Raw genomic sequence first — 13,214 nt, 5'->3', positions numbered from 1 at the left:
CACTGCATGTAAAAATAGTCCGAGACATCATCGCACCACCACCCGAATGAGGAAAAAATGACTTCCAATACACCTGAAAACCCCTACGGGCAGCCTGCACCGCAAGCGCCCTATGCACAGCCTGCACCCTACGGCCAGCAGCCTGCACCCTACGGCCAGCAGCCTTACGGCGCCCCGGCCGAAGATCCCGGCAAGACCTTGGGCATCGTGGGCCTGGTGCTCTGCTTTGTCTTCTCCCTGGCCGGCCTGATCGTGTCCATCATTGCTAAGAAGAAGTCCACCGCGGCAGGGTTCAAGAACACCCCCGCGAACGTCGGCGTCATTCTTGGCTGGATCTTCACCATTCTTGGCCTGATCGTGGCGGTCATCTACATCATCGCCATCGTGGCCCTCCTCAACAACCCGGGACTGGTCAGCAACTAAGAGCCCCCAGCAAGGCAGGTGTCATCCCGCAAGGGAGGCACCTGCCTTTCTTATTGCCTGCCGGGGGCCGCCCAGCCCGTGGCGGACATCCACGCCGCAAGCTCCGGCAGCGCAGCGGCAAACCACGGCTCCTTCGCATCCGCATAGGCCGCCGTGGTGGCATCCGCGGAGTGTTCCGCGGCAAGGCCCCGCTTGAAGCTTTCGTAGCGCAGGCGCACGTGGGTGTCGGCCCGCAGCCAGTCGCGGAAGGCCAGCGCCAGCACCGCGCCAGGTGAGCCGTCAACCCGCACATGCAGGTTGACGGGCCGCCCGGGGTCCGCCGCATTGTGCAGGCGCTTCGCCCACCGTTCCCCGGTGTGGCCGCCACCGAAATCGTGGCCCGTGTCCCACCACTCCCCCGCCCGGCGCGGAAAGCCGGCGCCGGCCAGTTCATCCGCCACGGCGTCGGCCGCGGCCAATGAATGAACCCGCAGCTGCAGGTCGAGAACGTCCTTGGCAGCCAGGCCGGGCACCGACGTCGAGCCGATGTGGTCCACGCCCAGGGCGGAACTGCCCACGGCGTGCCTGATCCGCCCGGCCAGTCGGGCTGCCTGGGCAGGCCAGGCCGAATCCGGCTCCACGATGACCGGCGGCCCGGCCGTGGGTGCGGGCACGCCGGCCGCCAGGTTCCGGGCGAAGGGCACCAGCCGCTGGTGCCACAAGACATCCACCTGCGCCAGCACTTCCTCGGGCATGCCCGTGTTTGACAGCACGACGTCGGCAGCAGCCCGCCGCTGTTCGTCACCAAGCTGCGCGGCCATCCGGGCGTCGGCATCGGCCACGCTCATGCCGCGGCGGGACACCATCCGCTCCCGGCGCACCGCCGCAGGGGCATCAACCACCACCACAAGGTGAAAGGATGCCTCCTGGCCGGTCTCCACCAGCAGCGGGATGTCCTGGACAACTACGGCTCCCGGGCCGGCACCCTGTTTCAACGCGGCGGCCGCCGCGCGGACCAGCGGGTGGACAATGGCATTGAGTGCCTTCAGCTTGTCGGGGTCGGCAAACACCACGGCCCCCAGGGCCGGCCTGTCAAGGGAACCGTTCCCTGCCAGCACTGCGGGGCCAAATTCGGCCGCCACGGCGGCCAGGCCGGGGGTCCCGGGCGCCACCACGTCCCTGGCCAGCTGGTCCGCATCGATGACCACGGCGCCCAGCTCGCGGAACCGTGCGGACAGAAGTGACTTGCCGGATGCGATGCCGCCCGTGAGCCCAATCGAAAGCATGACTCCACACTAGACTGTCCTGGTGACCCACTCCGAGCAGCCTGCCGCCACGCCTGGAATCAGCAGCTACGCCACCCTGGCAGCCGGGCCGGACGTGCGCCATGAGCTGGTGGTGAAGAAGTCCCGTTTCATCACGGTGCTGCGGCGCGTGGAGGATGAGTCCGCGGCCCGGCTGCTGGTGGCCGAACTCCGGAGGGAGTTTTACGACGCCAGGCACCATTGTTCGGCGTTTGTGCTGGGTCCCGGGCGGGGTGTGCAGCGCTCCAATGACGACGGCGAGCCCTCCGGCACGGCCGGGCTGCCCATGCTTGAGGCACTGCTCAAGCGCGACACCGGGGGCGGCGCCGTTCCGGAGGCCATGCTCAGCGACGTGTGTGCCGTCGTCGTGCGCTATTTTGGGGGCATCCTGCTCGGTGCCGGAGGGCTGGTGCGGGCGTACTCGGAGTCCGTCAGCAGCTCCCTTGCCGTGGCGCCGCTGGTGCGACGGGACCGCATGCAGCTGTTTACGGTGGCTGTGGCGCATGGGGACGCGGGGCGGCTGGAGCACGAGCTCCGCAGTGCCGGCTACACCATGACGGGCAACAGCTACGGTGCCGCCACCACCTTGGTGGGGCTGGCGATGGCCGACGATTCCTCCGTGATTGCCGCGGCGCAGGACAAGCTGGCCTCGCTGACGGCGGGCCGGGCCATGCTGGTGCCGGCTGGCACGGATTGGGTGGATACGCCGCTGGCGGCGCGCTGAAGCGCCCGTCCGATGGTCCGGCCGATTCAGCGTTCGCGGGCCAGGGCCCCTGCCACGTCCGGCCACGGCACCGTGAGGCGCTTCCCAAAGACGAGTGCCTTGGTGAGGTCGGCGTGAGCCACGACAATGCCGTCCTGGGATACCTCCAGTATGACGACGCCGTTGCACAGTTCAGGATCCGGGTCGCGCAACTGCCAGCGTTCCGCCAGCTCAGAAATCCCACGTTCCAGCAGCCGTTCCTCACCCGCCAGGAAGTCGGTGGGCCCGCCCACGGCGTGGCCCAGCAGGTTGTACGGCTGGACTTCGGACCAGTCGGGGGCCAGCGGCGCCAGATAGCCGACGGTCTCGCCGTCTCCGGAGCGGGCAACCTTCATCCAAGTCGACGCGGGCATGCCTGACCTTTCGTGTGGTGGCTGGGTGCAGCACTCCTTGGTGGGGTGCCGGGCTGTTAAAGGGAACGGGTCCCCCACCTGAAGGTGGAGGACCCGATCACTGAAGCGTTGGACGCCTGTCGGAAATTAGTTTCCGGTGAGCTTCTCACGCAGGGCGGCCAGGGCCTCGTCGGAAGCCAGGGTGCCGGCTCCGGCGTCGGAGACAGCCGGCTCGGAGGAGTAGCTGGTGCCTGCGGCTTCGCCGCTGGCACCGGCACCGTCAGCTGCTGCATCTTCTGCGGCGTGCTGGGCAACCTGCTTCTTGTGGGACTCCCAGCGGGCCTGGGCGTCAGCGTACTGCTGCTCCCAGACGGCGCGCTGGCTCTCGTAGCCTTCGAGCCATTCATTCGACTCGGGGTCGAAGCCCTCGGGGTACTTGTAGTTGCCCTCTTCGTCGTACTCGGCAACCATGCCGTAGAGGGCCGGGTCGAACTCGGTGGAGTCGACGTCGACACCTTCGTTGGCCTGCTTGAGGGACAGCGAGATGCGGCGGCGTTCCAGGTCGATGTCGATGACCTTGACGAACAGTTCGTCGCCCACGGAGACAACCTGCTCGGCCAGCTCCACGTGGCGCACGGCCAGCTCGGAGATGTGGACCAGGCCTTCGATGCCGTCTTCAACGCGAACGAACGCGCCGAACGGAACCAGCTTGGTGACCTTTCCGGGGACAACCTGGCCCAGCGCGTGCGTGCGGGCGAAGGTCTGCCACGGATCTTCCTGCGTAGCCTTGAGCGAGAGCGACACGCGCTCGCGGTCCAGGTCCACTTCGAGCACCTCGACGGTGACTTCCTGGCCAACTTCGACAACCTCGGACGGGTGGTCGATGTGCTTCCAGGACAGCTCGGAAACGTGGACGAGGCCGTCCACCCCGCCCAGGTCCACGAAGGCACCGAAGTTGACGATGGAGGAAACAACGCCGGGACGAACCTGGCCCTTTTCCAGCTTGTTGAGGAACGTGGAGCGAACCTCGGACTGGGTCTGCTCGAGCCAGGCACGGCGGGACAGGACCACGTTGTTGCGGTTCTTGTCCAGCTCGATGATCTTGGCTTCGATCTGCTGGCCGATGTACGGAGCCAGGTCGCGCACACGGCGCATCTCGACGAGCGATGCGGGCAGGAAGCCGCGCAGGCCGATGTCGAGGATAAGACCACCCTTGACCACCTCGATGACGGTACCGGTGACGACACCGTCTTCTTCCTTGACCTTCTCGATGTCGCCCCAGGCGCGCTCGTACTGTGCGCGCTTCTTGGAGAGAATCAGGCGGCCTTCTTTATCTTCCTTCGTGAGGACCAAGGCTTCGACCTGGTCGCCCACGGAGACAACGTCCCCGGGGTCGACGTCGTGCTTGATGGAAAGCTCGCGGGAGGGGATGACACCTTCGGTCTTGTAACCGATGTCGAGCAGAACTTCGTCGCGGTCAACCTTGACAACAACACCTTCGACGAGATCGCCGTCGTTGAAGTACTTGATGGTTGCGTCCACTGCGGCGAGGAATTCTTCAGCAGTACCGATGTCGTTGATCGCAACAACAGGGGTACCAGTCTTCTCGTGGGTCGTGATGGTCATGTAGTAGGGGCTCCGATGTGGATAGTTGGCTGGGCCGGACACGTCCGGCTAATGATGATGGTTGCAGGGGTTCCTGCGGATGGTGCCTGCACGGTTCCGGGCAGGATTGACCGCCCATTACGTGCCCATTTAGTCTAGTTGTTCGCGCCTAGGAGCGCAAAACCCGGGTGCGGCGGCAATAATGGCGATTGTGGATAAATCGACCCTCCTGGTTTTGGGCCCCGCTGCCTGGATTTTGCTGGCCGCCCTGCTGGTGCTGGCCGCCGCAGTCTGGCGCCTGGCCCTGGAGGGCTCCCCTGCCCAAATGCTGGTGGCGGGGCTGCGCGCCCTGGTGCAGCTGGCCGCCGTTGCGCTGGTCATCGCGTTCCTGGCCAACCGCGGCGCCTGGGCGTTCGCCTTTGTGGGGCTGATGTTTGTGGTGGCCGTCTGGACCTCCGGCCACCGGGTGGCGCCGTCGGGCCGGTGGTGGATGGCTGCCGTCCCGCTGGCGGCCGGGGTGGTGCCGGTGGCTGCCTTGATGTTTGCGGCGGGCGTGCTGCCGTTCAATGCCCTGGCCATCATTGCCGTGGTGGGCCAGCAAATCGGCGGGGCCATGTCCACCGTGACCTTGGGCGGGCGGCGTGTGCGGGATGAACTCGCAGTGCGCCGGGGCGAGGTGGAGGCCGCCGTCGCGCTTGGATTCCAGTGGCCGGCAGCCCGGCTCATGGTGGGCCGCCCGGTGGCCGGGGAGGCTGTGCTGCCGTCCATCGACCAAACCCGCACGGCCGGCCTGGTGACCCTGCCCGGCGCGTTCGTGGGGATGATCCTGGGCGGTGCCACCCCCTTGGATGCAGGCCTCATCCAGCTGCTGGTGTTGATTTCACTGCTGCTGGTCAACTCGACGGCAGCCGCGGCCACGCTCTGGCTGGCCTGCCGCGGAGCGTGGGTGCGGGAGCCCGCCTGAAGCATCCCCCGGGCCCCGGCAGGGCCCGACTGTCAGTCGGGGTTGCCCAGGACCACGTGGGAGCGGCTGTGGGTGAGGTAGTCGTCCGCCCACGAAACCAGGGCGCTGATGCGCTGGCGGTTGCCCGACAGCAGCACCACATGGACGCCCAGCCAGGCCAGAAACGCCAGCGGTCCCTGCATTTGGATGCGCTTGGGGCCCAGCTCGGCCACCGCGGCGCCCCGGCCAATCATGGCCATGTAGCCCTTGTCCACATAGGCAAACGGTGCCCGCGTGCCGCCGGTGAGGTCGGCGTGGATGTTGCGGGCAGCCCACTTTCCCGCCTGCTGGGCACATGAGCCCAACTGGGGCAGTTTCACTCCGTGGGCGTCGGTCATGTTGGCTGCATCGCCGAGGACGTAGACGCCGGGGGCGCCGGGGGCCGTCAGGTCCGGGTTGACGTCAATGCGGCCGCCGCGTCCCTGTTCCAGGCCCGACGCGGCGACAACGGCACCTGCCTTGAGCCCGCCGGCCCAGACAATAATTTGGGCGGGCAGCGAGGTGCCGTCGGCAAAGGTCACGCCGTCCTGGCGGACGTCGGTGACGCCGGAGCCCATCTTGAGCACGACGCCGGCCTCCTGGAGGCGCTTCGTGGCGTAGGCCTTGGACTTGTCCGAAAAGGGCGTCAGCACGCTCGGGACCATGTCCACGAGATGGACGCTTGAGTTCGCGGCCAGTTCCGGGGAAAAGTATTTGGGAATGACGTATTTGAAGTTCTCGGCGATGGCCCCCGCCGTCTCCACGCCCGTGGGCCCGCCGCCGACCACCACAATGTGCACGCCGCCGCCACCACTGTCCCGTTGGGCCGCGTCAAGCGTGTGGACCATGGCGTTGCCCAGTCGCACCGCGTCAGTCACGGAATACAGGGGGTAGGCATTCTCCTGGGCGCCGGGGGTGTTGAAGTAGTTCGCCTCGGCGCCGGCAGCCAGGACCAGGATGTCGGCGTGGAAGGTGTCGCCCTGGTCCGTGGTGACGGTGTGGGCCGCAACGTCCACGGACGCCACCTTCGCCGTGAGCACGGTGGCGCTGCGGTAGCGCTGGAACAGGCCGCGGAACGTCCGCGTGACCTCGGAGACGCCAATCTGCGCTGTCGCCACCTGGTAGAGCAAGGGCTGGAATTGGTGGTAGTTGTGCTGGTCAATGAGCAGCACCTTCACGCCCTTGCGGCCCAGTTCCTTGACGGCGGCCACGCCGGCAAAGCCTCCGCCCACCACGATGACCTGGAACGACGTTTCCATTGCCTGGCTCCTTCATCCGTGCCGGGCCCGCCGGCCGTGGAACTGCTGCCTCTTGTGATGCATCCTACCCGCGACACGGGCGAAGTGGCAGGACAGGGGCAGGCGCCTAAAAGTTTGTCAGGCTGTGGGCGGGGCCCGGCGGGGCGAAGAGTGCGTCGAAGCGGGCCACGGCCCCCGGGACGTCCTCCCGGACCCGTCCCGCGGCGGACAGGGTGCGCGCGCTGACAGCACCCAGGTAGATGCTGGACAGTTCGCTGACCCCCAAGCCCAGCTCTGCTTCAACGGAGCCGTCTTCGGGGCAGCGTTTCACGGTGGCCATCCCGTGGACCACGTCAATGCGGAAAATGCCGGACGCGTGGCCCAGGGGGTCCCCCACGTGGACCGTGATGCTGCCGTCGGAAAGGTAGTGCCGTGCGGCCAGGGCTGCAGGCGTGTCCAGGATGCGCAGCCACAGGTGGTCCTCGGTGCCGGTGCGGTTGTAGTCGCGCTTGGCAGCCATGGCCCATTCCAGCGGGTCCACTTCCGGTGCCATGGTCCACGTGATCCGTTCGATCAGGTCCAAGGAGCCCAGATAGTTCCACAACGCCAAATATGCACTTTCACCGACCGCCAGCAGGTCCACCACCTCAACCGTGGGCGGCTTCGCTTCCTCGTTTGGCCTGTAGGTGACATACCCGTCGATCTCGCCGGCGTCGTCGTAGTGCAGCGCGGCCCGGATGTTGCGCACCGGGGTCATGGACGCGTAATTGCCCTGGCCCGAGGCCACCAGCCGGTACATGTCGTGCCGGCCGATCGACCCGTAGGTGGCAGCGTGCACGCGGGCAAAAATTTCATGGTGCAGGTCACGGACCACCAGCGGATCGGCCACCTCCACGGTTCCCTGCGCAGCGGCGGACGGGTTGTGGAAGGCAATGCCGCCCCGCGTGGCCACTTCCACCGTGCACTTGTGGGTGGCGACGCCAAAGCCGAAACGGCCATAGATGGTTGCCTCGGACGCGGTCAGCGCGGCCAGGGGGATGCCGGCGGCCTTGGCCTGGGCCAGGTCGGAGCTGATCATGGCACGCAGGATCCCTCGGCGCCGGTGGCTGGGGCGCACGGTGACCGCGGTGATCTGGTGCACCGGCAGCAGGGTGCCCCCGCCGACGTTGAGGTTCTTGCGGTGGTACGCGTAGGTGGCCACCGGGTACTCCGGGCCCCATGCACCCGCGGGGGCGGCCGCGTCCTTCAGGTACGCGCCCGTGGCCATGCGCCCGTCAGCCTGTTCCAGCACGGCGAACTTGGCCAGGTTCTCCCCTGTGGGCGCGTCCCCGTAGAAACCGAGTGCAACGGCCTGGGACCACTTGGCGACTTCCTCGGGGACCACCCCGTCAACCAGCCGGACGGGAAACGAGCGCAGTTCATAAGGGAACGACCGCGGATTCCGGCCGGGGATCTCACGCTCGTGGCTCATGGTGCTTCCTCCGTAGGTCCGTTTTTCTCTGGCTGTCTGTGGGGCGGGCGGGGCGGCTAGTGGCCGGCGTCGTTCCAGCTGGAGCCGACGCCGACCTGGACTTCCAGCGGCACCAACAGGTCTGCGGCAGCCCCCATTTGGGCCACGACCAGCGCCTGGACGGCGTCCCGTTCCCCCGGCCAGATCTCCAGGACCAGTTCGTCGTGGACCTGAAGAAGCATGCGGGACTTGAGCCCCTGCTTGTCCAGTTCCGCGGCAACACCGAGCATGGCGTGCTTGATGATGTCGGCGGCGGATCCCTGGATGGGCGAATTCAGCGCCACGCGTTCGGCCAGGTCGCGGAGCTGGCGGTCCGTGCTGGTCAGGTCCGGCAGGTAGCGGCGGCGGCCCTCAATGGTGGAGGTGAAGCCGTCAATGCGGGCCTGTTCGACCACGCCGCGCAGGTAGTCGCGCACCCCGCCAAACCTGTCGAAGTAGTCCTTGACCAGGGTGCGGGCCTCGTCCACCGAGATTTCCAGTTGCTTGGACAGGCCAAAGCTGGTCAGCCCGTAGGCCAGCCCGTAGGACATGGCCTTGACCTTGGAGCGCATGGCGGAGGTGACCTCCTCGGGGGCAACGCCGAACACGTGCGATCCCACGTAGCGGTGCAGGTCCTCACCCTGGGCGTATGCCTGGATGAGGCCGGCGTCCCCGGACAGGTGGGCCATGATGCGCATTTCGATCTGCGAGTAGTCCGCTGCCAGCAGGCATTCATAGCCGTCGCTGACCACGAACAGGTCGCGGACGCGGCGTCCCTCTTCGCTGCGGATGGGGATGTTCTGCAGGTTCGGGTTGTTGGAGGACAGCCGGCCCGTGGCAGCCACGTTTTGTGCGTAGGTGGTGTGGATGCGCCCGTCGGCGTCCACTGACTTCTTCAGGGTTTCCACCATCTGCTTGAGCTTGGATGCCTCGCGGTGTGCCATGAGCTGGGCCAGGAATTCGTGTCCGGTCTTTTCCAGCAGGGCCTTCAGGGAGGCCGCGTCCGTGGTGTAGCCGGTCTTGATCTTCTTGGTCTTGGGCAGGCCCAGCTCCTCAAAGAGCACCTCCTGCAGCTGCTTCGGCGAGCCCAGGTTCACCTCGTGGCCGATGGCATCAAAGGCCGCTGCCTGGGCGGCGTTCATGGCTGCCGTGAAATCAGCCAGGAGGGCGTCGAGGCGCTCCTGGGAGACGTCAATGCCTGTCAGTTCCATTTGCGCCAGGACGGCGGCGAGCGGCAGTTCCAGCTGTGCCAGCAGTGTGGCCGCGCCGCGCTCCGCCAGCATCGGGGCAAAGTGTTCGCTGAGCAGGAGGGCCACGTAGCCGCGCTGGACGGCGTCGGCGAACCTGGCCCCGCCTTCCAGGCCCAGGTCAAGCTGGCCGGCGTCTGAGGTGCCGGCCGCGGCGAAGGTGACCTTGAGGTGCATCTGGCTCAGGTCCGGCAGGTCGTAGCTGCGGCGGTCGGGCTGGATCAGGTAGCCGGACAGTGACGTGTCATCCACCACTCCTCCCAGCGAATGCCCGCGGGGGGCCAGCGCCTTGAGCGCTTCCTTGTATTCGTGGACCACCTTGGGCGCGTCCCCCGCCAGCCACGTGCCGAGTTGCCTGTCAAGGGCCTCGTCTGCCGTCCCGAGTTCGACGACGGCGGCCGAGTCCGCGCGGACCAGCGCCACCGCAACTGCCTCCCGCTGGAGACCCAGGGGCTCGCTCAGCACGTCCACGGCGGTCAGCGTGGCCTTGCCGGCCGCGAGCCACTTTTTCAGCGCGGCAGCCTCCGTGACCAACTGGTGGGCTGGCACCTGGTGGCCCTCGCCGTCGTCGTGCTCCTCCTCCTCACCGAACAGGTCGAAGAGGCGCTTGCGGAGGGTGTTGAACTGGAGGGCGTCGAAGAGCTCCTCCACAGCCTCGCGGTCAGGCGCCTGGAGGACCATGTCATCCAGGGCAACGGGGAGTTCCATGTCCCGCAGCAGGTGGTTGAGGCGGCGGTTGCGCTTGACGTCGTCCACGTGGGCACGCAGTGACTCGCCCACCTTCCCGCCGATCGAGTCCAGGTTGTCCAGGATGCCCTCGAGGCCGCCGTACTGGTTGATCCACTTGGCAGCCGTCTTCGGGCCAACCCCCGGCACGCCGGGGAGGTTGTCGGCCGTCTCCCCGACCAGCGCGGCCAGGTCCGAATACCTGTTGGGCGGCACGAAGTACTTTGCTTCCACCGCGGCGGCGTCCATGGGCGGGATGTCGGAGATGCCCTTTTTGGGGTAGAGCACCAGCACCTTGTCGGTGATGAGCTGGAAGGCGTCCCGGTCCCCCGACACCACCAGCACGTCCCAGCCGGCGGTTTCACCCTGGACGGAGAGCGTGGCAATGATGTCGTCCGCCTCGAAGCCGTCTACGGAGATGGTGGGGATGTTCATGGCGGCCATGACCTTGATGATGAGGTCGATCTGCCCGTAGAACTCCTCGGGCGTTTTGTTGCGCCCCCCCTTGTATTCCGTGTACTCCAGGGACCGGAAGGTGGGGGTGTCCAGGTCGAAGGCAACCACCACGTGTGTGGGCTTTTGCTGGCGGATCATGGTCAAAAGCATGGACGTGAAGCCGTGGACGGCGTTGGTGTGCTGGCCGGTGTCCGTGGCGAAATTCTCCGGCGGCAGGGCGTAAAAGGCGCGGAATGCCATGGAATGGCCGTCGATCACCAGCAGGCGCGGCGTTTCCCCGTCCTGGGTGGCAGCGGAAACAGGTGTCGGGGGGGCCGTCTTGGCAGATTCACTCACAGGTGCCAGCCTAGTCATCATGAACAGTAATTTCACGCCACATGCCCATACCGCCGAACTCGTGGCCGCGGGGGTTCCCGAGGAGATGCATGAATGGCTGTCCCACATGGGGGTCGGCGCCCTGGTGGTGAAGATGGGGATCGTGTTCGGCGAGATGTCCGCCGCGCACATGACGGCCACGATGCCCGTCGAGGGCAACACCCAGGTGGCCGGGCTGCTCCACGGGGGCGCCCACCTGGTCCTGGCCGAGACGCTGGGCTCCTTTGCCGCCGCGATGCATGCCGGTCCGCACCGCCACGTGGTGGGGATCGAGATTGGCGCCACCCACCACCGCGGCATCAAGTCCGGACTGGTCACGGGCACCGCCACCGCCATCCACCTGGGCCGGACGCTGGCCACCCATGAAGTGGTCATGACGGATCCGGAGGGCCGCAAGCTCTCCACCGCCAGGATCACGAACATGATCCTGGACAACTGAGCACTTTCCGCCCCGCCCGGCCCGCCCGCCGCCGTCAACAAACGACGCCGGGCACCCGCGTGCCGCTGTCAGCGGAGGGCGGGTGCCCGGCGTCGTTCTTGAACGGGGTGGGCTGCGTGCAGAGTCAGGCAGTGATGCCGAACAGGTGCATGGCGAACTTGTAAAACGGGGGAACGATCAGCACGATCCCGATGACGACGGCCAGCACGCTGAAGCCGAAGGACACATAGGCGCCCCATTTGGCGGCGAGGCTGGCGCGGGTGCCGTCGCCGTCGCCGCTGACGGCTGTCAGGCGCACGCCCAGCGAGTACATGACGACAACGAAGCCCGCCCCGACCAGGGTGACCACTGCAACGACAACGAATCCCATCCAGTCAATGACGGGCTTGGAGGCAGCTGCTGCTGCCATGGCGGTGATGGAGGCCAACTGCATTATTTGCCCTTCTTGCTGGTCTGCTTCTTGCCCTTGGGCGATTCTGCTGCCTGTGCGGCCTTGGTCATGGCCTTCAGGACGGCGGTGTCCGCCTGGTCCACGGCCGCCTGCGCCTTGGCCCGGATGGCTGCCGTTTCCGCGGCGCGCTTCGCGGCCTTGTCGGCCAGCTTGGCTGCGGCGCGGGCCTTGGCCGCCAGGCGGTCCCGCTCCTTCCTGCTGGGGATGTGGAGGGCCTCGCCAACCGCGTCCACGTCGCTGATGGCGTTGTTGTGGTCGACCGTTTCCCGCTGGGAGAGGAAGAACATGAACAGGATTGCGCCGATGCCCAGCACCGTGACGATGACCAGGCCCAGGACGCCGGTGCGGATCAGCAGGGCAGCCAGCCCCCCGACGACGGCGGCAGCCGGCAGCGTGAACAGCCAGCCCAGGCTGATCTTGCCAATGGCGCCCCAGCGGACGGTGGAACCCTTGCGACCAAGGCCCGAGCCGACCACGGAACCGGACGCCACGTGGGTGGTGGACAGTGCAAAGCCCAGGTGGCTGGAGGCCAGGATGGCTGCGGCGGTGCTGGTTTCAGCGGCAAAGCCCTGGGCCGGCTTGACGTCGGTCAGGCCCGAACCCAGCGTGCGGATGATCCGCCAGCCGCCGGCATATGTGCCGCCGGCAATGGCCAGCGCGCACGCGGTGATGACCCAAATGTGCGGTCCGGTGCCGGATTCCTGGAGATTGGAGGCTATCAGCACCAGGGTGATGACGCCCATGGTCTTCTGCGCGTCATTGGTGCCGTGGGCCAGCGCCACCAACGATGAGCTGAAGACCTGGCCGCGTCGGAACCCGCCGCGCTTCTGCGTGAGCTTGTCCCCGGAATCCGGGTCCGAACGGCGCGTAATTCCATAAGCCAGCTTCGTGCACACGTAGGCAACAAGGCCCGCAACCGCGGGGGCAAGGAGTGCCGGGAAAATGACCTTGGAAAGCACCACCAGGAAATTGACGGCCCCGAAGTTCCAGGTGCCCACGATGGCCGCACCGATCAATCCGCCGAAGAGTGCGTGCGAGGAACTGGACGGCAGGCCCAAAAGCCAGGTGAACAGGTTCCACAGCACGGCCCCCATCAACCCGGCAAAAATGATGGCCGGCGTGATGGCAAACTGCTTCTCGTTGATGATGCCGCCGGAAATGGTCTTCGCCACCTCGGTGGAGAGGAACGCTCCGACCAGGTTCAGGATGGCTGCCAGCGCCACGGCGGTCTTGGGCTTGATGGCCCCGGTGGCAATCGGTGTTGCCATGGCATTGGCCGTGTCATGAAAGCCATTGGTGAAATCGAAGAAAAGAGCCAGTGCAATGACGAGCACGACCATGAAGGTGAGGTGATCCACCCGAGATCCATTTCTATTGGGGGCAAAAGCGAAACAGCAAAGAGTCT

At 66.7% G+C, this 13,214-nt stretch carries 12 protein-coding genes; 4 read left to right on the top strand and 8 right to left on the bottom strand.

Features of this window, described 5'->3' with window-relative positions; all coding sequences use genetic code 11:
* The first annotated feature begins 57 nt into the window (after window positions 1-57).
* Window positions 58-423 (top strand): DUF4190 domain-containing protein, encoded by a 366-nt coding sequence (locus G6N77_RS03715; protein WP_165180671.1) that lies wholly within the window; start codon window positions 58-60, stop codon window positions 421-423.
* Between the two features lie 50 nt (window positions 424-473).
* Here G6N77_RS03715 and coaE read toward each other — a convergent pair whose 3' ends face one another.
* Window positions 474-1,688, bottom strand: a complete 1,215-nt coding sequence (gene coaE, locus G6N77_RS03710) for a dephospho-CoA kinase (RefSeq protein WP_165180670.1) — start codon at window positions 1,686-1,688, stop codon at window positions 474-476.
* 19 nt (window positions 1,689-1,707) lie between these two features.
* Between coaE and G6N77_RS03705 the strand changes: the two genes are divergently transcribed.
* Complete coding sequence (locus G6N77_RS03705; protein ID WP_370875249.1) at window positions 1,708-2,430, top strand: IMPACT family protein; 723 nt, start codon at window positions 1,708-1,710, stop codon at window positions 2,428-2,430.
* A 26-nt stretch (window positions 2,431-2,456) separates the two neighbouring features.
* Here the strand turns inward: G6N77_RS03705 and G6N77_RS03700 are convergent, their stop codons facing one another.
* On the bottom strand, window positions 2,457-2,822 hold the full coding sequence (locus G6N77_RS03700) for a hypothetical protein (protein WP_165180669.1): 366 nt from the start codon (window positions 2,820-2,822) through the stop codon (window positions 2,457-2,459).
* A gap of 126 nt (window positions 2,823-2,948) precedes the next feature.
* Entirely contained in the window at window positions 2,949-4,427 is a 1,479-nt protein-coding gene (rpsA, locus tag G6N77_RS03695) for a 30S ribosomal protein S1 (RefSeq protein ID WP_165180668.1), read from the bottom strand.
* A 190-nt stretch (window positions 4,428-4,617) separates the two neighbouring features.
* Between rpsA and G6N77_RS03690 the strand changes: the two genes are divergently transcribed.
* On the top strand, window positions 4,618-5,370 hold the full coding sequence (locus G6N77_RS03690) for an ABC transporter permease (protein ID WP_205677966.1): 753 nt from the start codon (window positions 4,618-4,620) through the stop codon (window positions 5,368-5,370).
* A 32-nt stretch (window positions 5,371-5,402) separates the two neighbouring features.
* On the opposite strand, the gene G6N77_RS03685 is transcribed toward G6N77_RS03690, so the two are convergent.
* The 3 genes from G6N77_RS03685 to polA all read right to left on the bottom strand — a co-directional run bounded on the left by G6N77_RS03685 (window position 5,403) and on the right by polA (window position 10,784).
* On the bottom strand, window positions 5,403-6,647 hold the full coding sequence (locus tag G6N77_RS03685) for an NAD(P)/FAD-dependent oxidoreductase (RefSeq protein WP_165180666.1): 1,245 nt from the start codon (window positions 6,645-6,647) through the stop codon (window positions 5,403-5,405).
* A gap of 106 nt (window positions 6,648-6,753) precedes the next feature.
* The gene (locus G6N77_RS03680) at window positions 6,754-8,097 is read right to left on the bottom strand and encodes a GNAT family N-acetyltransferase (protein WP_165180665.1); all 1,344 of its coding nucleotides are present in this window, start codon (window positions 8,095-8,097) and stop codon (window positions 6,754-6,756) included.
* A 56-nt stretch (window positions 8,098-8,153) separates the two neighbouring features.
* The gene (gene polA / locus G6N77_RS03675) at window positions 8,154-10,784 is read right to left on the bottom strand and encodes a DNA polymerase I (protein ID WP_240901666.1); all 2,631 of its coding nucleotides are present in this window, start codon (window positions 10,782-10,784) and stop codon (window positions 8,154-8,156) included.
* Window positions 10,785-10,899: 115 nt separating this feature from the next.
* Between polA and G6N77_RS03670 the strand changes: the two genes are divergently transcribed.
* Window positions 10,900-11,358, top strand: a complete 459-nt coding sequence (locus G6N77_RS03670; protein ID WP_240901661.1) for a hotdog fold thioesterase — start codon at window positions 10,900-10,902, stop codon at window positions 11,356-11,358.
* 124 nt (window positions 11,359-11,482) lie between these two features.
* On the opposite strand, the gene G6N77_RS03665 is transcribed toward G6N77_RS03670, so the two are convergent.
* Together G6N77_RS03665 and G6N77_RS03660 are read right to left on the bottom strand one after the other, a co-directional pair.
* Window positions 11,483-11,791, bottom strand: a complete 309-nt coding sequence (locus G6N77_RS03665; RefSeq protein WP_240901660.1) for a hypothetical protein — start codon at window positions 11,789-11,791, stop codon at window positions 11,483-11,485.
* A complete protein-coding gene (locus tag G6N77_RS03660; RefSeq protein WP_165180779.1) occupies window positions 11,791-13,149 on the bottom strand; it encodes an inorganic phosphate transporter in 1,359 nt (452 codons plus the stop codon). The genes G6N77_RS03665 and G6N77_RS03660 overlap by 1 nt, the downstream gene beginning before the upstream one ends.
* Window positions 13,150-13,214: the final 65 nt, after the last annotated feature.

The sequence above is a fragment of the Arthrobacter silviterrae genome (assembly GCF_011045165.1).
Lineage (GTDB): Bacteria > Actinomycetota > Actinomycetes > Actinomycetales > Micrococcaceae > Specibacter > Specibacter silviterrae.
The sequence above is the reverse complement of the archived record's forward strand: the minus strand, read 5'-3'. Positions and strand labels throughout refer to the sequence as shown.